Raw genomic sequence first — 19,544 nt, 5'->3', positions numbered from 1 at the left:
GCGCTCGTAAACGGTAAGAGAACATGAAACGACTCATTGTAGGAATTAGCGGCGCCAGCGGAGCGATTTATGGCGTGCGCTTATTACAAATTTTGCGCGATGTCGATAGCGTGGAAACGCATCTGGTGATGAGCCAGGCGGCCCGGCAAACGCTGGCGCTGGAGACCCATTTTTCGCTGCGCGAGGTGCAGGCGCTGGCCGATGTGACGCACGATGCGCGCGACATTGCCGCCAGGATTTCTTCGGGCTCTTACCCGACGGCGGGAATGGTTATCTTGCCCTGTTCGATTAAAACGCTGTCGGGGATTGTCCACAGTTATACTGACGGACTGCTTACCCGCGCGGCGGATGTGATATTAAAAGAGCGGCGACCTCTGGTGCTGTGTGTGCGCGAAACGCCGCTGCATATCGGGCATTTGCGTTTAATGACCCAGGCCGCTGAGATAGGCGCGGTAATTATGCCGCCGGTTCCGGCTTTTTATCATCTTCCTCAGACGTTAGATGATGTTATAAATCAAACGGTTAACCGAGTTTTGGATCAGTTTGATATCCCCCTTCCGCACGATCTTTTTGTTCGCTGGCAGGGCGCATAGCGTTGTCTGTTTAGCGTGCATTATTGTCCCTGTTGCCCTGTTTCAGGGCAATTTTGTAACCGCGATCATATCCTCAACATTTAATTCGTTAAAAGCCGCCGAAACGCTGCGGTTCAACCGTCATACCTGCTATCTTCAACATCAGGACAATATTGCAACGTTTTATTAACAAATTTAACGTCGAATCGTTTTGCTGACGTGAAAATGGCATAAGACCTGCATGAAAAAGTCTGCAAACACACAACACCACGTAAAACATAAGAAAATGACGCCACTTGAGGGGTATGTATGAAGAAGACCGTTCTCGCTTTGTCTTTGCTGATAGGTCTGGGCGCGACGGCGGCCAGTTACGCCGCGCTCCCGCAAACGGTTCGTATTGGAACAGATACCACCTACGCGCCTTTCTCATCAAAAGATGCCAAAGGCGAGTTTATTGGCTTTGATATCGATCTCGGTAATGAAATGTGTAAGCGTATGCAGGTGAAATGTACTTGGGTCGCCAGCGACTTTGATGCGCTTATTCCCTCACTAAAAGCGAAAAAAATTGATGCCATTATTTCATCGCTCTCTATCACCGATAAACGCCAGCAAGAAATTGCGTTTTCCGACAAACTTTACGCGGCGGATTCACGCCTGATTGCGGCAAAAGGGTCTCCCATTCAGCCGACGCTGGAATCGCTGAAAGGCAAGCATGTCGGCGTGCTGCAAGGGTCCACGCAAGAGGCTTACGCCAATGATAACTGGCGCACTAAAGGTGTGGATGTGGTGGCTTATGCTAACCAGGATCTTATCTATTCCGATTTAACCGCCGGTCGTCTGGATGCCGCATTGCAGGATGAAGTCGCCGCCAGCGAAGGTTTCCTGAAGCAGCCAGTGGGCAAAGAGTATGCGTTTGCCGGTCCTTCCGTGAAGGATAAAAAATATTTTGGCGACGGGACGGGGGTTGGGATGCGTAAAGACGATACCGAGCTAAAAGCCGCGTTTGATAAAGCGCTGACCGAACTGCGCCAGGACGGAACTTACGACAAAATGGCCAAAAAGTACTTCGATTTTAATGTCTACGGCGATTGAGGGAAGGGGATAACGCGCCGCGCTGGGGAACTATCACGGTGCAAAATAGATGTTTTGCACCTTTTTGGTGCATAAGCCGTTGCGGAACAGGCGCATAAATGCATACTTAATCGATTTTTATGCAAAATAAACCGGCTGACAAGGTAGAATGCTTTGCCTTGTCGGCCTGATTAATGGCACGATAGTCGCATCGGATCTGTAAAGATCTCCTGGAAAGACAGTCTGTTGAGGATAGTTATGAAAAAACTGGCGTTATCCCTTTCTCTGGTGCTGGCATTTTCCAGCGCTACCGCAGCATTTGCCGCTATTCCACAAAAGATTCGTATCGGTACCGATCCTACATACGCACCGTTTGAATCCAAAAATGCACAAGGTGAATTGGTCGGCTTTGATATCGATCTGGCCAAAGAGCTGTGCAAACGTATCAACACACAGTGTACGTTCGTGGAAAACCCGCTGGATGCGCTGATTCCGTCTTTAAAAGCGAAGAAAATTGATGCCATCATGTCCTCGCTGTCCATCACTGAAAAGCGCCAGCAGGAAATCGCGTTTACCGACAAGCTTTACGCCGCTGATTCCCGTCTGGTGGTGGCGAAGAACTCTGATATTCAGCCGACCGTCGCGTCGCTGAAAGGCAAGCGCGTTGGCGTGCTACAGGGGACGACGCAGGAGACCTTCGGCAATGAGCACTGGGCGCCGAAAGGGATTGAGATCGTCTCTTACCAGGGGCAGGACAACATTTATTCCGATCTGACGGCGGGTCGTATTGATGCAGCGTTCCAGGACGAGGTCGCGGCCAGCGAAGGTTTCCTTAAACAGCCCGTCGGAAAAGACTATAAATTCGGCGGCCCGGCGGTGAAAGATGAGAAGTTATTCGGCGTAGGAACCGGTATGGGGCTGCGCAAAGAGGATAACGAGCTGCGCGAAGCGCTGAACAAAGCCTTTGCTGAAATGCGTGCTGACGGTACTTACGAAAAGCTGGCGAAAAAGTACTTTGATTTTGATGTTTATGGCGGTTAATCACCGTCGGTGCAGATAAAGCCCAAAGAATGTTGACTGTCTGCATTGCCTGATGGCGCTGTGCATGTCAGGCCTACGGAGCATCGTAGGTCGGGCAAGGCATAGCCGCCATCCGGCGTGATGTGAGGCAAAAATGCAAAAGAGGCTTCTTACTTCACCACACACAACAGGACAGGCTGCATGTTGTACGGGTTTTCAGGCGTAATTTTACAGGGCGCGATCGTCACGCTGGAACTGGCGCTCAGTTCCGTGGTGCTGGCCGTGCTTATCGGTCTTGTCGGCGCGGGGGCGAAGCTTTCGCAAAACCGGGTAACGGGGCTTATTTTTGAAGGGTACACCACCCTGATTCGCGGGGTGCCGGATCTGGTTTTAATGCTGCTGATATTTTACGGATTGCAAATCGCGCTTAACGTGGTGACCGATTCGCTGGGTATCGACCAGATAGATATTGATCCGATGGTGGCCGGTATTATCACCCTTGGTTTCATCTACGGCGCCTATTTTACCGAAACCTTTCGCGGCGCGTTTATGGCGGTGCCGAAAGGCCATATCGAGGCGGCGACGGCCTTTGGTTTTACCCACGGGCAAACCTTCCGGCGGATTATGTTCCCGGCGATGATGCGTTACGCCCTGCCGGGGATCGGCAATAACTGGCAGGTGATACTCAAAGCGACGGCGCTGGTGTCGCTGCTGGGCCTGGAAGATGTCGTCAAAGCCACGCAGCTTGCCGGTAAAAGCACCTGGGAGCCTTTCTATTTTGCCGTGGTCTGTGGACTTATCTACCTGGTATTTACCACCGTTTCCAATGGTGTGCTGCTCTTACTTGAGCGTCGCTATTCCGTGGGCGTGAAGAGGGCCGATTTGTGATTGAGATCATTCAGGAGTACTGGAAATCCCTGCTTTGGACGGATGGCTATCGTTTTACCGGCGTGGCGATTACGCTGTGGCTGTTAATTTCATCGGTGGTGATGGGCGGTCTTCTGGCGGTGATTCTGGCGGTAGGCCGCGTTTCCAGTAATAAATTCATCCGTTTTCCCATCTGGCTGTTTACGTATATTTTTCGCGGCACGCCGCTGTACGTACAGCTACTGGTGTTCTATTCGGGGATGTATACGCTGGAGATAGTCAAAGGCACCGATCTTCTTAACGCGTTTTTCCGCAGCGGACTGAACTGTACCGTACTGGCGCTGACGCTGAATACCTGCGCGTACACCACGGAAATTTTCGCCGGGGCGATTCGCTCGGTGCCGCACGGTGAAATTGAAGCGGCACGGGCCTATGGCTTCTCGTCATTTAAAATGTATCGCTGCATTATTTTGCCGTCGGCATTACGCATCGCCTTGCCTGCCTACAGCAACGAAGTGATTTTAATGCTGCACTCTACGGCGCTGGCGTTTACCGCGACGGTGCCGGATTTGTTGAAAATCGCCCGCGATATTAACTCAGCGACTTACCAGCCGTTTACCGCGTTTGGCATTGCCGCCGTGTTGTATTTACTCATTTCGTATGTCCTGATAAGCCTGTTCCGTCGGGCGGAAAGACGCTGGTTGCAGCACGTGTCCTCTAAATAATTCGAGTAACATGATGTCAGAAAATAAATTACACGTTATCGATTTGCACAAACGCTACGGCGGTCATGAAGTGCTGAAAGGGGTATCGCTGCAGGCCCGCGCCGGAGATGTGATTAGCATCATCGGCTCGTCCGGCTCCGGTAAAAGCACTTTTTTGCGCTGCATTAACTTCCTCGAAAAACCGAGCGAAGGCGCGATTATCGTGAACGGTCAGAACATTAATCTGGTGCGCGACAAAGACGGGCAGCTCAAAGTGGCGGATAAAAATCAGCTACGCTTGTTGCGTACCCGCCTGACGATGGTGTTTCAGCACTTTAACCTCTGGAGTCACATGACGGTGCTGGAAAATGTGATGGAAGCGCCGATTCAGGTACTGGGATTAAGCAAGCACGACGCGCGCGAGCGGGCGTTGAAATATCTGGCGAAGGTGGGGATTGATGAGCGCGCTCAGGGCAAATATCCCGTTCATCTCTCCGGTGGCCAACAGCAGCGCGTTTCTATTGCGCGCGCGCTGGCGATGGAACCTGACGTTTTACTGTTCGATGAACCCACATCGGCGCTCGATCCTGAACTGGTCGGCGAAGTGTTGCGCATCATGCAACAACTGGCGGAAGAAGGCAAAACGATGGTGGTGGTCACGCATGAAATGGGCTTCGCTCGCCATGTCTCTTCGCACGTTATTTTTCTGCATCAGGGGAAAATTGAAGAAGAGGGCGATCCGGAGCAGGTGTTCGGCAATCCGCAAAGCCCGCGTTTACAGCAATTCCTGAAAGGCTCGCTGAAATAAAAGAAGCCCGGCGGCGCATCGCTTACCGGGCAGGATACGGCGCTTTAGGAACTAGCGAATCACATCCGCCAGCGCCTCTTCTAAATCATACCAGCGAAATGCGAATCCGGCGGCTTCAAGCCGTTTTGGCAGCGCCCGCTGTCCGCCCAATACCAGCACTGACGACTCTCCCATCAATAAGCGAATTGCCGTCGCCGGAATGCGAATAATCGCCGGACGGCGCAGCGCGCGACCCAGCGCATGAGCAAAATGCTCATTATGGACGGGATACGGCGAGACCATATTGAAGGGACCGCGAAGATCGTTATTCAGCAGCCACAGGATGCCGTTGACCATATCGTCGATGTGAATCCAGGCCAGATATTGCCGACCATTACCCACCGGACCGCCGAGTCCGAGGCGAAACGGCGGAACCATTTTCCCCAGAATCCCGCCTTGCGGCGCCAGGACAACGCCGGTACGCAGCAGGCAGACGCGGGTCTGGTCGCTCTGCGCACGACAGGCAATCTGTTCCCAGCGGGCGCAAAGTTTATGCGTAAATTCGTTGTGCGGCGGCTCATCTTCAGTGACGACAACGTCGCCCAGATCGCCGTAATAGCCCGTGGCGGAGCCGGATATCAACACCGAGGGCGGCGTAGCGCTGGCATGAATTAAATCCACCAACTTTTGCGTGATAGCCCAGCGGCTTTGGCACAACCGTTCTTTTTGTTGCGACGTCCAGCGCTTGTCGGCAATCGGTTCGCCCGCCAGATTGATGATGGCATCAATCTCATTGAGGTGCTCACGTTCCGCCAGCCCTTTCCATAATGTCACTCTGGAATCGAGAATCTGACGCGCGTTATCGGGATTGCGCGTAACGACCGTCACCTGGTGCCCCAGTGTTAACAGCCGGGGAATGAGATGACGCCCTATCAGGCCCGTACCGCCGGTAATCAGAATCTGCATATGACCTCCAGAGTAGGGAGGATTTCCTCTTCCCTAATGTCAGGTTTTTAATACGAATAAGGGTGCCGGACGCAGGTTTTTTCCGTGTATACACCTCTACATCATACATGATGTATGCTACCGCGTTACGCTTTCGTACTGTTACAGTGCAGTTGCGCTTGTAACAGTGCGCGCGCTGTCGCAGGACGCGTGCGAATGCGTTCAAACCAGTTATACACCGCCGGGTAGGTATCAAGATCGATTCGCTGACGCTGATGTGCGTTAACCCACGGCCAACTGGCGATATCCGCAATACTGTAGTGGTCGCCGCCCAGCCACGGGGAGGTTTCCAGGCGTTTATTCAGGACGTTGTATAAGCGTTGCGTTTCAACCTGATAGCGTTCAATCGCATAGGGGATGGCCTGCGGCGCAAAATGGTTAAAGTGATGATTCTGGCCCAGCATCGGCCCTAACCCGCCGACCTGCCAGAACAGCCATTGCAGCGTGGTATGGCGTTCACGCAGCTCCCCGCTAAGCAGTTTGCCGCTTTTTTCCGCCAGGTAGAGAAGAATTTCGCCGGATTCAAAAAGACTAAGCGGTTGACCGCCGTCTGCCGGGGCGTGATCGACGATGGCAGGAATTTTATTATTGGGAGAGATAGCCAAAAAATCAGGGCGAAACTGATTGCCCTTGCTGATATCTACTTTTAGCAAACGATACGCCAGCTCCGCCTCTTCCAGAAACAGCGTTATTTTATGCCCGTTGGGCGTGGGGGCGTAGTAAAGGTCAATCATTTTGGCTCCTGCATGTGCGTAAAGAGTCTGGGCTGAATTAAGTATAGAAAGCCTCCTGATGTGTGTGAGTTTTCATCAGGTGACAGCAGGCGAAAGACGCTATATTTTGGGAAGAAACTTAATAAGCCCTCAAGAGGACATTATGAGTAAGCCTGTTATTGTGCTGTGGTCGGATGCGAACTTTTTCTCTCCCTACGTCTTGTCCGCCTGGGTGGCATTACAAGAAAAAGGGCTTTCCTTTACTCTGAAAACCCGCGATCTGGACCAGGGAGAACATCTGCAACCTGGCTGGCGGGGATATGCGCTGACGCAGCGCGTACCGGTGCTTGAGGCCGACAATTTTGAGTTGAGCGAGTCGTCCGCTATTGCGGAATACCTGGAGGAGCGTTTCGCGCCGCCGCAGTGGGAGCGTATCTACCCGCACGATTTACAAAAACGCGCCCGCGCGCGACAGATTCAGGCGTGGCTACGCAGCGATTTACTGCCGCTTCGCGAAGAACGGCCTACCGACGTGGTGTTTGCCGGGGCGAAAAAAGCGCCGCTAAGCGAGGCTGGAAAAGCCAGCGCGGCAAAACTGTTTGCGACGGCTGAAGCGCTATTGGGGCAGGGGACGCAAAATTTATTTGGTGAATGGTGCATTGCCGATACCGATCTGGCATTGATGATCAATCGTCTGGCGCTGCATGGCGATGACGTGCCGGCGTCGCTGGCGGCGTATGCGACATCCCAGTGGCAGCGTGCTTCCGTACAGCGTTTTATTGCGCTTTCCTCGAAGCGTTCAGGCTGAAAATCTATTCATATTCCAGTATCATAACGCCGTTTTTCACAACGAGGAGTGAGCGATGAAACTGATGTTCGCATCGGACATTCATGGTTCTTTACCCGCCACGGAACGCGTGCTTGAGCGGTTCGCGCAAAGCGGCGCGCGTTGGCTGGTGATATTAGGCGATGTCCTTAACCACGGGCCGCGAAATGCGCTGCCTGAAGGCTATGCGCCCGCCCAGGTCGCCGAACGCCTGAACGCGGTGGCGACGCAAATCATTGCCGTGCGCGGCAACTGCGATAGCGAAGTGGATCAGATGCTGCTGCATTTCCCGATAACTGCGCCGTGGCAGCAAATATTGACGCAAGAGAGGCGGCTATTTTTAACGCATGGGCACCTCTTCGGGCCGACGAATCTGCCCGCTCTGCATACTGGCGATGTGTTGGTTTATGGTCATACGCATCTGCCGGTGGCGCAACAGCAGGAAGGACTGTATCACTTTAATCCTGGGTCAGTGAGCATCCCGAAAGGCGGGTATGCGGCAAGCTACGGTATTCTGGATGATAATGTGTTGAGCGTAATCGCACTCAATGATCAAAGTATCATTGCGCAGGTTGCAATTAACTCGTAATTTACCTCACAAACGTAAATGCGCCGTAAGAGCGCCAGAAATAAGAAGGTTTCCTGATGGTGGAACAGCGTCGTTTGGCAAGTACGGAATGGGTGGATATTGTGAATGAAGGCAATGAAGTCATTGCACAGTCCAGCCGGGAACAGATGCGTGCGCAACGCTTACGGCATCGTGCGACGTATATCGTCGTTCATGATGGTATGGGTAAAATTCTGGTGCAGCGTCGTACCGAAACAAAAGATTTTTTGCCCGGTATGTTAGATGCTACCGCAGGCGGCGTGGTCCAGGCTGATGAGCAGCTACTGGAATCTGCCCGCCGCGAAGCGGAAGAAGAGTTGGGTATTGCAGGCGTGCCGTTTGCCGAACACGGTCTGTTTTACTTTGAAGACCAACATTGCCGGGTTTGGGGCGCGCTGTTTAGCTGCGTTTCCCACGGGCCTTTCGCGCTTCAGGAAGATGAAGTCAGCGAAGTGTGTTGGCTGACTCCGGAGGAGATCACCGCGCGCTGTGATGAGTTTACGCCGGACTCGCTCAAAGCGCTGGCGCTGTGGATGACCCGCAACGCCAAAAACGAAGCCGCGCTCCAGGAGAAACCGGAAGAGACGGAATAAGCGTTTTAGCAGCTTTCCCGCATACATAAACTGGAGGCGATGGATTTTCGATCGCTCCAGTTTCCCTGATTTAACCTTTCCAACAGCGCCCGTCCGGCTTCACTGCCAATCTTACGGTGCGGTACGGCCATGGTGGTTAACGGCGGCTGGCAGACCCGGCTGACATCGCTATCGCCAAACCCGACCACCGCTAAATCGTCCGGAACTTTGATCCGCCGTCGTTGGCACTCGTATAACGCGCCGCAGGCCAGCTCATCCGATACGCATACCAACGCGTCCAGCTCCGGCCACGCCAGTAAAAACTCCGGCAGTTGCGACGCGCCGGTAGAAAAATTGGGCGGCAAGGCGGCATTAATCACCCGGTTTGGCGACATATGGTGGCGAAGCATCGCTTTGTACCAGCCGTGCAGATGTTGCTGAAAAATCCACTGTTCCTGATTGGCGCATAGCAGCCCGATATTCTGATAACCGCGCTGAATCAGCATTTCCGTCAGCTCATACATTGCCGCAACGTTATCAATACCGATATTCATATCAATAGGATCGCTGCGAATCGCGCCCATCTCCATCACCGGGATAGAGGCATTTTTCAGCCACTGGCGCACGGTAGTGCTATGTTCGACGCTAAGCAGAATCGCCGCGGCAATGTTGGAGGCCAGCAGCGTTTCGAGCAGCTTCTCCTCTTGTTCCACGCGATGCTGCGATTCCGCCAGCATAATCTGGTAGCCAGCGGGCTGTAAAATTTGTTGCAGCCCGGCGAACATTTCAGAACACCCCGCTTCCGCAAGGTTCGGTACGACCATTGCGATGGTGTGCGAGGAGGCAGACGCCAGCGCGCTGGCGGCGAGATTAGGCATATAGCCCAGCTCATGCACTGCCGCTTCGATTTTTTCCCGGAGTTTATCAGAGACCTGTTCCGGCGTGCGTAAGGCTCGTGATACGGTCATCGTGCCTACACCGGCAAGTTGGGCTACATCGGCGATAGTCACTTTACCGGTACTGCGCCGTTTACGGGGTATCGACATACAAATTCCTGCGTCATTACAACATGTTGAGATGCTTTTTTATTGTCGTTCTTTGCTTCGCATGACTGGCAGTATACGCCTTAAATCCGCTTTTTTGCTGTGATTTCACACCATGATTTTAATTTGATAGCGCTATCACAATTCTGAGTAATAGTCGCTGGTAGCGCTATCTTTGTGATAACGATCGCAGCTAATATCGAATGGCTTGAATAAAGTTTGTTCATAATTTCATACACCGTGGGGGCGAATAACATGCTGGGAACCTGGTTATCTGACGCAACCATCACGCTACAGGAGAGCGTGGAAACGTGGCCGCAGGCGCTGGAAATTTGCGGCAAACCCCTGCTGGACGCAGGTGTTATCGCACCGGAATACATTACGGCGATTGTTCAGCAGCACCAAAAGCTTGGGCCATATTATGTATTAGCGCCAGGGTTAGCGATGCCGCATGCGAGGCCGGAAGAGGGGGCGAAAGGGTTAGGTTTATCGTTACTGAAACTACAGCGCGGCGTTTCATTTGGCGCAGACGAATTCGATCCGGTTGACATCATTATTATGCTGGCGGCACCTGATAAGCACAGTCATATCGAAATGATATCGGCGCTGGCGGAATTATTTTCCAGTGATGTAGATATGGAAAAATTACATCAGGCAAAAAACCTGGAGGACATTAAAACGATTATTGACCGTTTCTGATTTTATTCCATTTTCTTGCGGTAAATAACATTACGCCTGTGCGTGATGCAGACCAACTCTACTTTTAAAAGGTGACAATAATGAAAATCATGGCAATTTGCGGTTCCGGCCTGGGTAGTAGTTTTATGGTAGAAATGAACATTAAAAAAGTATTAAAGAAACTCAATATTGACGCCGAGGTGGAACACTCCGATCTCTCATCGGCCACGCCCGGGGCTGCCGATCTTTTTGTAATGGCCAAAGATATTGCGGCCAGCGCCAGCGTACCGGAAAGCCAACTGGTGGTGATCAATAACATCATCGACATCAACGAACTGGAAACGCAGCTGCGCGCATGGTTCGCTAAACAATAATTATTGCTGGCGAGGTGGATATGTTTATCCTTGAAACGCTGAATTTTGTTGTTGATATTTTAAAAGTGCCCTCGGTGCTTGTAGGGTTAATTGCGCTGATTGGTCTGGTGGCGCAGAAAAAAGCGTTTTCCGATGTGGTAAAAGGCACGATTAAAACCATTTTAGGTTTTATTGTGCTTGGCGGTGGCGCAACCGTACTGGTGGGTTCATTAAATCCGCTAGGGGGTATGTTTGAACACGCTTTTAATATTCAGGGCATTATTCCTAATAATGAAGCGATAGTCTCAATCGCGCTGGAGAAATATGGCGCGTCCACGGCGTTAATTATGGCATTTGGTATGGTGGCCAATATTGTCGTGGCGCGCTTTACGCGTCTTAAATATATCTTTTTGACCGGGCATCACACCTTTTACATGGCCTGTATGATTGGCGTAATCCTGACCGTGGCGGGGTTTGAGGGCGTAGGGCTGGTCTTCACCGGATCGCTGATCCTGGGGCTGGTGATGGCTTTCTTCCCGGCGTTGGCCCAACGTTATATGAGGCGGATTACCGGTACCGATGACATTGCGTTTGGTCACTTCGGTACCCTGGGATATGTGCTTTCCGGCTGGATTGGCAGCCTGTGTGGTAAAGGCTCCCGCTCCACGGAAGAGATGAACCTGCCGAAAAACCTCAGTTTTTTACGCGACAGTTCTATCTCGATTTCGCTGACCATGATGATTATCTATCTGATCATGGCAGTCAGCGCAGGGCGTGAGTATGTCGAAGCGACGTTTAGCGGCGGGCAAAACTATCTGGTGTACGCCATCATCATGGCAATCACCTTCGCCGCCGGCGTATTCATCATTCTGCAAGGCGTCCGTCTGATTCTGGCGGAAATTGTTCCGGCCTTTACCGGCTTTTCAGAAAAACTGGTGCCAAACGCGCGTCCGGCGCTGGACTGCCCGGTGGTGTATCCCTATGCCCCTAACGCGGTACTGATTGGCTTCCTGTTCAGTTTTCTCGGCGGGCTGGTGGGGCTGTTCCTGCTTGGACAGATGAAGCTTGTGTTAATCCTGCCAGGCGTTGTGCCGCACTTCTTTACCGGCGCGACCGCAGGCGTCTTTGGCAATGCCACCGGCGGTCGCCGCGGGGCGATGATCGGCGCATTTGCTAATGGTCTATTAATCACTTTCCTGCCAGTGCTGTTACTGCCGGTTCTCGGCGCGATCGGCTTCGCCAATACCACGTTCTCGGATGCTGACTTTGGCGTAATCGGTATTTTGCTGGGCAACCTGGCGCGTTATCTGTCGCCGATGGCTATCACGGGGCTGGTGGTGGCGCTATTCGCGCTACTGGTGGCGTACAACGTGTTGGCCAAAAACAAAAAAGCGAATGCCGAAGTGCAGGAAAATAGCGGAGCGAAAGAATGAATGTAACCGAAATCACCCAACTGGCGCGCGACATTCGCGTCGCCACGCTCAAATCCTTAAACCATCTTGGCTTTGGTCACTATGGCGGCAGCATGTCGGTAGTGGAAACTCTGGCGGTTCTGTACGGCGCGGTGATGAAAATCGACCCTGCCGACCCGGACTGGCCGGAGCGCGATTACTTCGTGCTGTCGAAAGGCCATGCGGGCCCCGCGTTGTACAGTACCCTGGCGATTAAAGGCTATTTCCCGCTCGAAGAGCTGAATACGCTTAACCAGAACGGCACCCGTCTTCCCAGCCATCCGGATCGGCTAAAAACGCGCGGCGTGGACGCCACGACCGGCTCACTGGGACAGGGCATCTCTATTGCGGGCGGAATGGCGCTGTCGCATAAACTGGCGCGGCGACCCAACCGGGTATTTTGCATTGTCGGCGATGGCGAGCTCAATGAAGGGCAGTGCTGGGAGGCGTTTCAGTTTATTGCCCACCACCGCCTGAATAATCTGACCGTTTTCATTGACTGGAACAAACAGCAGCTTGACGGCGAGCTGGAGGAGATTATCAATCCATTCGATCTGGAAGGGAAATTCCGCGCGTTTGGTTTCGATGTCGTCACCGTCAAAGGCGATGATATCGCCGGACTACTGGCGGTGGTTCAGCCAGTGCAGCCCGCCGATGCCCAGCCACGGGTTGTGATCCTTGACAGCATTAAAGGGCAGGGGGTGCCATGCCTGGAGCAGTTAACGAATTCTCACCACTTACGCCTGACGGATGGCATGAAGCAGACGCTCAATGAGGCCATTCATCAACTGGAGGTCATGCATGATTAAGCTTGCGCCCGCAGGGCTTAAAGACGATATCGAAATGCGCAAAGTTTACGCCGGTTTTGTCGCCGGGCAGATTGAGGCCGGAAGCCCAATTATTGCGCTTGAGGCTGATTTAATGAGCTCAATGGCGATGGACAGCGTGGCGCGTGACTACCCGCAGCATGTCATTAACTGCGGTATTATGGAGGCGAATGTGATTGGCACTGCGGCGGGGCTGGCGCTGACCGGTCGTAAACCGTTTGTGCATACCTTTACCGCTTTTGCCAGCCGTCGCTGTTTTGATCAGCTCTTCATGGCGCTGGATTATCAGCGTAACAACGTCAAAGTGATCGCCTCCGATGCCGGAGTGACAGCGTGCCATAACGGCGGCACCCATATGTCTTTTGAAGATATGGGGATTGTTCGCGGGCTGGCGCACTCCGTAGTACTGGAGGTGACGGATGCGGTGATGTTCGCGGATATTTTACGCCAGCTAATGGACCTGGACGGTTTTTACTGGCTACGTACCATCCGTAAGCAGGCGCGGAGTATCTATGCGCCAGGCTCTACCTTTACCATTGGCAAGGGCAACGTACTGCGCGAGGGCGATGATATTACGCTTATCGCCAACGGCATTATGGTGGCGGAGGCGCTGGAGGCGGCGCGCCAACTGGAGCAGGAAGGTGTGAGCGCCGCGGTCATTGATATGTTCACCTTAAAGCCTATCGATCGCATGTTGGTGAAAAACTATGCGGAAAAAACGCGGCGTATCGTCACGTGTGAAAACCACAGCATCCATAATGGACTGGGGTCAGCGGTGGCGGAAGTGCTGGTGGAAAACTGCCCGGTGCCGATGCGCCGTGTTGGCGTCAAAGAGCGTTATGGGCAGGTAGGAACGCAGGATTTCTTACAACAAGAGTACGGACTCACCGCCGCAGCGATTGTAGAAGCCGCGAAATCACTGCTTTAATCATGGAGATATTGCCGGATGGCGCTGGTGCTCATCCGGCATTTTGGATCAATGATATCCCATCATCTGCGCGCCAATGACGACCACGCTGGACATAATAAACAGTAGTCCCAGCAGCGACGCCCCCACTTTCAGCCAGTTGCGAAAATCGACCCGGCACACGCCCAGCGTGGCCATCAGCGAGGCCGATGTCGGATAGATAATATGGCTGAAGCCATCGCCAAACTGGAAGGCCAGAACAGTCACCTGACGGTTAACGCCGACCAGATCGCCGAGCGGCGCCAGTAATGGCATGGTTAACGCCGCCTGGCCCGAACCGGACGTGACAAAGAAATTAAATACCGCCTGGAAGAGCAGCATAAACCAGGCGGCGATAGCATTATTAAGCCCGCTGATGCCATGAGCGATACTGTTAAGCAACGTATTGAGCACGCTGGGTTCCCCGGCTTCGCCGTTGCCGACCAGCAGCAGAATGCCTTTGGCAAAACCCACCAGCAAGGCGGGCGCGATCATCATCCTCGCCCCTTCGGTGAATGAGGACGCCATCACGTTGATCGTCATACCGTTGAGGCGGAAGATAACGCCGATGAGGCCGATCACCACGCCCATGGTGAAAAACTGGCTGGCGATCTCCGGAATAAACCAGGCGTGGACAATCACGCCCCAGACGACCCAAATCATTACGCCGGTCAGGACCAGCAGGACCAGCCAGTCACCGAAGGTGAAAGGGCGCTGGACGACTTCATCCTGCTGTTCGCGGAAATAGCGATCGGATTCGTGGACGCGGGAAAGCAGAGGATTCTTTTTCACGCGTGAGGCGTAGACCAGCGTAAAAACCAGCCCAATCAGCGTGGCGACAATCCAGACCACAATACGCAGCCCGGAGCCGGAAAGTACCGGCACGCCGGCAATCCCCTGGGCGACGACTACGCAGAAAGGGTTCATCCACGAACTGGCAAAGCCAATTTGGGTGGCGATATAGGTCACCAGGACGGTGGTAATGCTGTCATAGCCCAGCCTGACCATCAGCGGGGCTATGATAATTGCAAAGGCGACCGCCTCTTCGCCCATGCCAAATACGGCGCCCCCTAACGAAAAGAGGACAAATAGCACCGGAATAAACAGGACTTCGTTGCCCCGCGTGTGGCGAATAAGCGCCAGAATGCCGTTATCCACGGTGCCGGTACGCATCACGATGCCGAATGCGCCGCCAATCACCAACATAAACATAATGATGCCGACGGCAGTGCCGAATTTCGATCCGGATGTTAACCCTTCAAACGGAAAATTCATCAGCCCTGGTCTTTCATCGCCGGTAGTGAAAAATTGTACGCGATGATACTGCGCTTCCCCGGCCTCATTGGTCACAATGCGAAAAGAGTGCGGGTCGACGACTTTGCGGGTTTTTGTCTGACCATCGACCTGATACTGCACTTCCTGGCTATCAAACATCCCAACGGGTACGACCCAGGTGGCGATACTGGTTAAAATGGCGACAAAAAAGATGATGACCAGCGTATCGGGCATTGCCCATTTTCTGGCTGTTTTTGATTCTGTAACGACAGACATGACAGACTATCCCTGTTGCAAAGCAAAGAGGCTAAGTATGAGAAGAAGGGAATAGTTATTCATTGATGCAGCGCAGTTAAGCAAAAAATTCCGCTTTGCAGGGTAAATAGCAGAATGCCGGATGGCGATGCTAACGCGTCTTATCCGGCCTACAACGGTATCTCACCTGTAGGCCGGACAAGGCGTTCACGCCGCCATCCGGCATTGGCTTTTACTGTTACTGCTGCTGTTGGGAAGCCTGGATCGCCGTCAGGGCGATGGTATAGACGATATCGTCAACCAGCGCGCCACGGGACAGGTCGTTCACCGGCTTGCGCATACCCTGCAGCATCGGCCCGATGGAGATCAGGTCGGCAGAACGCTGTACCGCTTTGTAGGTGGTGTTACCGGTGTTCAGATCCGGGAAAATGAACACGGTAGCGCGACCCGCAACCGGCGAGTTCGGCGCTTTGGATTTCGCTACGTCAGCCATGACCGCGGCGTCGTACTGCAACGGACCGTCGATCATCAGGTCAGGACGTTTTTCCTGCGCCAGACGCGTCGCTTCACGTACTTTCTCTACGTCGCTGCCCGCGCCAGAGGTGCCGGTGGAGTAGGAGAGCATTGCCACACGCGGTTCGATGCCGAAGGCAATGGCGGAATCCGCAGACTGAATCGCGATTTCTGCCAGCTGCTCTGCAGTCGGGTCTGGGTTGATTGCGCAGTCGCCGTAAACGTAAACCTGCTCCGGCAGTAGCATAAAGAACACAGAAGAGACCAGGGAGCTACCTGGCGCCGTTTTAATAAGCTGCAGCGGCGGACGGATGGTGTTGGCGGTGGTATGAACCGCGCCGGAAACCAGGCCGTCGACTTCGTCTTGCTCCAGCATCAGCGTGCCAAGCACCACGTTGTCTTCCAGCTGCTCGCGGGCAACCGGTTCGGTCATGCCTTTGCTCTTACGCAGCTCAACCAGGCGAGCGACATAGCTTTCACGCACCACTTCCGGATCGACGATTTCAATACCTGCGCCCAGCTCAACGCCCTGAGATGCCGCGACGCGGTTGATTTCATCCGGGTTGCCCAGCAGTACGCAAGTGGCGATGCCGCGTTCAGCGCAGATTGCCGCCGCTTTGACGGTACGCGGTTCGTCGCCTTCCGGCAGCACTACGCGTTTACCGGCTTTACGCGCCAGCTCGGTCAGTTGGTAGCGGAACGCCGGCGGAGAGAGACGACGGCTACGCTCGGAAGTGGCGGTCAGCGACTCGATCCACTCAGCGTTAACGTAGTTCGCGACGTATTCCTGAACTTTCTCGATGCGCTCATGGTCATCAACCGGGACTTCCAGATTGAAGCTTTGCAGGCTCAGCGAAGTCTGCCAGGTGTTGATGTTCACCATAAAGACCGGCAGACCGGTGGCGAATGCGCGTTCGCACAGTTTAGAAATGCGTGCGTCCATTTCATAGCCGCCGGTCAGCAACAGGGCGCCGATTTCTACGCCGTTCATCGCGGCCAGGCAAGCTGCGACCAGTACGTCCGGACGGTCAGCGGAGGTCACTAACAACGATCCTGCGCGGAAATGTTCCAGCATATGCGGAATACTACGCGCGCAGAACGTAACGGATTTAACGCGGCGGGTTTTGATATCGCCTTCGTTAATGATGGTGGCGTTCAGGTGACGCGCCATATCGATAGCGCGGGTCGCAATCAGATCGAAGCTCCACGGCACCGCGCCCAGAACCGGCAGCGGGCTGGATTCCTGCAGTTTAGCAGGATCGATTTTGATCACCTGCGCTTTGGAAGAGTCGTCAAAAATCTCCGACAGATCCGGGCGAGTACGACCTTGTTCATCAACCGGCGCATTCAGTTTGTTGATGATAACGCCGGTGATGTTGGTGTTTTTCGCGCCGCCGAAGCTGCTGCGCGTCAGTTCGATACGCTCGTTCAGCTGTTCTGGCGTGTCGGTACCCTGAGACATGACAAAAACGATTTCCGCATTCAGCGTTTTCGCGATTTCATAGTTCAGAGACTGAGCGAACTGATGTTTACGGGTCGGAACCAGACCTTCAACCAGCACCACTTCCGCGTCTTTGGTATTCGCATGGTAGTTCGCGATGATCTCTTCCATCAGCACGTCTTTCTGGTTGCTGGAGAGCAGAGATTCAACGTGGCTCATCTTCAGCGGTTCAGCCGCTGGCAGGGTAGAGTTCGCGCGAACGATAGTAGTGGTCTGGTCAGGCGCATCGCCGCCAGCGCGAGGCTGGGCGATAGGCTTAAAGACGCTCAGACGAACGCCTTTGCGTTCCATAGCACGGATGACGCCGAGGCTGACGCTGGTCAGGCCGACGCTGGTTCCGGTAGGGATCAGCATAATAATACGGGACACGGTTTATCCTCTTTCGTTACCGTCTTTTGGGGACGGGTTACAAAACAGCACCGCCAGCGAGGCTGGCGGTGTGAAATCAGGCAGTCAGACGGCTCGCGTCCTGCGCGATAACCAGTTCTTCGTTGGTTGGGATCACCACCGCCGGACGGGTACCTTCTTTGTTGATGAAACCAGATTTGCCGAAGCGGGCCGCCAGGTTACGTTCGTGGTCGACTTCAAAGCCCAGTACGCCCAGTTTACCCAGAGACAGTTCGCGAACCATCGCGGCGTTTTCACCGATACCGCCGGTGAACACGACTGCATCCAGACGACCGTCCATCAGAGCGGTGTAAGAACCGATGTATTTCGCCAGGCGGTGGCAGTAAACGTCCATCGCACGTTTTGCGTCTTCTTTGGTGGCGTAGTTGTCTTCAACATAACGGCAGTCGCTGGTCACTTCAGTCAGACCCAGCAGACCGGACTCTTTGGTCAGCATTTTGTTGATCTGGTCCACGCTCATGCCCAGAGTGTCGTGCAGGTGGAAGATAATCGCAGGGTCGATATCGCCGGAACGGGTACCCATGACCAGGCCTTCCAGCGGGGTCAGACCCATGGAGGTATCCACGCATTTACCGTTACGGATAGCGGAAACAGAACCGCCGTTGCCCAGGTGGCAGGTGATAATGTTCAGTTCTTCTACCGGCTTGTTCAGCATTTTTGCCGCTTCCTGAGTTACATAGAAGTGGCTGGTGCCGTGTGCGCCATAGCGACGAACGCCGTGTTCTTTATACAGGCTGTACGGCAGGGCATACAGGTAAGATTCTTCCGGCATGGTCTGATGGAAGGCGGTGTCGAATACTGCAACGTTTTTATCTTTCAGCTGCGGGAAAGATTTCAGCGCTTCGGCGATACCAATCAGGTGAGCCGGGTTATGCAGCGGTGCGAAAGAGGCGGAATCTTTGATGCCCTGAATGACGGACTCATCAATGACTACGGAGCTGGTATACTTCTCGCCGCCGTGTACGATACGGTGACCAATTGCAGTTAACTGCGCAGACAGTTCTGGTTTTTGTGCCAGAATAGTGTTAACGATAAAGTTCAGCGCTTCACTGTGAGCGGCGCCTGCACCTAAAGCCGCTTCTTGTTTACTGCCGTCCATTTTCCATTTGATGCGTGCTTCTGGCAGATGGAAACATTCGGCTAAACCAGAAAGGTATTCATCACCATTAACTGCATCAATAATTGCAAATTTCAGTGAAGAACTACCGCAGTTCAGAACCAGTACTAACTTACTCGACATGGAAGTACCTATTTATGATACGTGGCTAAAAAAACGTCAGTGAGCCATAGAGCGTAGCGCATGATAGCCCTGACATTTATGATTAACATCATGCGCAGGAGTTTTTTTGGGCATGATGGAAGAAATACCTTTGAGTCTATGCCATTTTGCGTATTTTTCAGCCAATGGCATACTATGTGTAATATTGACGACTCAATGATTTTAAACTACCGGCCTTTGACAGGCCGACACAGGATACCTGATAGTGGGTATCGAAGACAAAATGTTTTGAACGTTGTCCCTCGCAGTTGTTGTTTTGCACAAATTTTTT

At 53.3% G+C, this 19,544-nt stretch carries 20 protein-coding genes; 14 read left to right on the top strand and 6 right to left on the bottom strand.

What is annotated here, in order from left to right; translation table 11 throughout:
• Nucleotides 1-23: 23 nt before the first annotated feature.
• The 6 genes from NBA72_RS18055 to hisP all read left to right on the top strand — a co-directional run bounded on the left by NBA72_RS18055 (nucleotide 24) and on the right by hisP (nucleotide 5,042).
• Nucleotides 24-593 carry a UbiX family flavin prenyltransferase gene (locus NBA72_RS18055; RefSeq protein WP_042948975.1) on the top strand — a complete coding sequence of 190 codons (570 nt, stop codon included), beginning with the start codon at nucleotides 24-26 and terminating at the stop codon, nucleotides 591-593.
• A gap of 288 nt (nucleotides 594-881) precedes the next feature.
• Nucleotides 882-1,664, top strand: coding sequence for a lysine/arginine/ornithine ABC transporter substrate-binding protein ArgT (argT, locus tag NBA72_RS18050; RefSeq protein WP_042948974.1), 783 nt, complete (start codon nucleotides 882-884; stop codon nucleotides 1,662-1,664).
• A 237-nt stretch (nucleotides 1,665-1,901) separates the two neighbouring features.
• Nucleotides 1,902-2,684, top strand: a complete 783-nt coding sequence (gene hisJ, locus NBA72_RS18045) for a histidine ABC transporter substrate-binding protein HisJ (RefSeq protein ID WP_000731868.1) — start codon at nucleotides 1,902-1,904, stop codon at nucleotides 2,682-2,684.
• Between the two features lie 180 nt (nucleotides 2,685-2,864).
• The gene (locus NBA72_RS18040) at nucleotides 2,865-3,551 is read left to right on the top strand and encodes a histidine ABC transporter permease HisQ (RefSeq protein WP_000965498.1); all 687 of its coding nucleotides are present in this window, start codon (nucleotides 2,865-2,867) and stop codon (nucleotides 3,549-3,551) included.
• Nucleotides 3,548-4,255 carry a histidine ABC transporter permease HisM gene (gene hisM / locus NBA72_RS18035; RefSeq protein WP_000569771.1) on the top strand — a complete coding sequence of 236 codons (708 nt, stop codon included), beginning with the start codon at nucleotides 3,548-3,550 and terminating at the stop codon, nucleotides 4,253-4,255. Before NBA72_RS18040 ends, hisM begins: the two co-directional genes overlap by 4 nt.
• 13 nt (nucleotides 4,256-4,268) lie before the next feature.
• Complete coding sequence (gene hisP, locus NBA72_RS18030; protein WP_001293591.1) at nucleotides 4,269-5,042, top strand: histidine ABC transporter ATP-binding protein HisP; 774 nt, start codon at nucleotides 4,269-4,271, stop codon at nucleotides 5,040-5,042.
• Between the two features lie 51 nt (nucleotides 5,043-5,093).
• Here the strand turns inward: hisP and NBA72_RS18025 are convergent, their stop codons facing one another.
• Both NBA72_RS18025 and yfcG read right to left on the bottom strand, forming a co-directional pair.
• The gene (locus NBA72_RS18025; RefSeq protein WP_001166276.1) at nucleotides 5,094-5,987 is read right to left on the bottom strand and encodes a TIGR01777 family oxidoreductase; all 894 of its coding nucleotides are present in this window, start codon (nucleotides 5,985-5,987) and stop codon (nucleotides 5,094-5,096) included.
• A gap of 125 nt (nucleotides 5,988-6,112) precedes the next feature.
• Complete coding sequence (yfcG, locus tag NBA72_RS18020) at nucleotides 6,113-6,760, bottom strand: GSH-dependent disulfide bond oxidoreductase (protein WP_000566563.1); 648 nt, start codon at nucleotides 6,758-6,760, stop codon at nucleotides 6,113-6,115.
• A gap of 142 nt (nucleotides 6,761-6,902) precedes the next feature.
• Between yfcG and yfcF the strand changes: the two genes are divergently transcribed.
• From yfcF to yfcD, 3 genes are read left to right on the top strand one after another with little or no spacing between them, the layout of a single operon-like run.
• Nucleotides 6,903-7,547, top strand: a complete 645-nt coding sequence (yfcF, locus tag NBA72_RS18015; protein WP_042948973.1) for a glutathione transferase — start codon at nucleotides 6,903-6,905, stop codon at nucleotides 7,545-7,547.
• Nucleotides 7,548-7,602: 55 nt separating this feature from the next.
• Nucleotides 7,603-8,154 carry a phosphodiesterase gene (gene yfcE / locus NBA72_RS18010; protein ID WP_000772458.1) on the top strand — a complete coding sequence of 184 codons (552 nt, stop codon included), beginning with the start codon at nucleotides 7,603-7,605 and terminating at the stop codon, nucleotides 8,152-8,154.
• Between the two features lie 56 nt (nucleotides 8,155-8,210).
• Nucleotides 8,211-8,765 (top strand): NUDIX hydrolase YfcD, encoded by a 555-nt coding sequence (gene yfcD, locus NBA72_RS18005; protein WP_042948972.1) that lies wholly within the window; start codon nucleotides 8,211-8,213, stop codon nucleotides 8,763-8,765.
• 5 nt (nucleotides 8,766-8,770) lie between these two features.
• Here yfcD and NBA72_RS18000 read toward each other — a convergent pair whose 3' ends face one another.
• The gene (locus NBA72_RS18000; protein ID WP_000026949.1) at nucleotides 8,771-9,790 is read right to left on the bottom strand and encodes a LacI family DNA-binding transcriptional regulator; all 1,020 of its coding nucleotides are present in this window, start codon (nucleotides 9,788-9,790) and stop codon (nucleotides 8,771-8,773) included.
• Between the two features lie 252 nt (nucleotides 9,791-10,042).
• Between NBA72_RS18000 and NBA72_RS17995 the strand changes: the two genes are divergently transcribed.
• From NBA72_RS17995 to NBA72_RS17975, 5 genes are all read left to right on the top strand, one after another.
• Nucleotides 10,043-10,486, top strand: a complete 444-nt coding sequence (locus tag NBA72_RS17995; protein WP_000901810.1) for a PTS sugar transporter subunit IIA — start codon at nucleotides 10,043-10,045, stop codon at nucleotides 10,484-10,486.
• Between the two features lie 80 nt (nucleotides 10,487-10,566).
• Nucleotides 10,567-10,839, top strand: coding sequence for a PTS sugar transporter subunit IIB (locus tag NBA72_RS17990; RefSeq protein WP_000699818.1), 273 nt, complete (start codon nucleotides 10,567-10,569; stop codon nucleotides 10,837-10,839).
• A 20-nt stretch (nucleotides 10,840-10,859) separates the two neighbouring features.
• Complete coding sequence (locus NBA72_RS17985) at nucleotides 10,860-12,251, top strand: PTS ascorbate transporter subunit IIC (RefSeq protein WP_001518515.1); 1,392 nt, start codon at nucleotides 10,860-10,862, stop codon at nucleotides 12,249-12,251.
• Nucleotides 12,248-13,078 carry a transketolase gene (locus tag NBA72_RS17980; RefSeq protein WP_042948971.1) on the top strand — a complete coding sequence of 277 codons (831 nt, stop codon included), beginning with the start codon at nucleotides 12,248-12,250 and terminating at the stop codon, nucleotides 13,076-13,078. Before NBA72_RS17985 ends, NBA72_RS17980 begins: the two co-directional genes overlap by 4 nt.
• Nucleotides 13,071-14,024: a transketolase family protein gene (locus NBA72_RS17975; RefSeq protein ID WP_000593025.1), complete on the top strand. Its 954-nt coding sequence runs from the start codon at nucleotides 13,071-13,073 to the stop codon at nucleotides 14,022-14,024. The genes NBA72_RS17980 and NBA72_RS17975 overlap by 8 nt, the downstream gene beginning before the upstream one ends.
• Nucleotides 14,025-14,072: 48 nt before the next feature.
• On the opposite strand, the gene yfcC is transcribed toward NBA72_RS17975, so the two are convergent.
• The 3 genes from yfcC to ackA form a co-directional block, all read right to left on the bottom strand.
• Nucleotides 14,073-15,593, bottom strand: coding sequence for a putative basic amino acid antiporter YfcC (yfcC, locus tag NBA72_RS17970; RefSeq protein WP_000117931.1), 1,521 nt, complete (start codon nucleotides 15,591-15,593; stop codon nucleotides 14,073-14,075).
• A 217-nt stretch (nucleotides 15,594-15,810) separates the two neighbouring features.
• Entirely contained in the window at nucleotides 15,811-17,955 is a 2,145-nt protein-coding gene (gene pta, locus NBA72_RS17965; protein ID WP_042948970.1) for a phosphate acetyltransferase, read from the bottom strand.
• A 76-nt stretch (nucleotides 17,956-18,031) separates the two neighbouring features.
• Complete coding sequence (gene ackA / locus NBA72_RS17960; protein ID WP_000095689.1) at nucleotides 18,032-19,234, bottom strand: acetate kinase; 1,203 nt, start codon at nucleotides 19,232-19,234, stop codon at nucleotides 18,032-18,034.
• Nucleotides 19,235-19,544 lie beyond the last annotated feature (310 nt).

Source organism: Salmonella sp. NW1250, from assembly GCF_051812965.1.
GTDB classification, from domain to species: Bacteria; Pseudomonadota; Gammaproteobacteria; order Enterobacterales; family Enterobacteriaceae; genus Salmonella; species Salmonella enterica.
The sequence above is the reverse complement of the archived record's forward strand: the minus strand, read 5'-3'. Positions and strand labels throughout refer to the sequence as shown.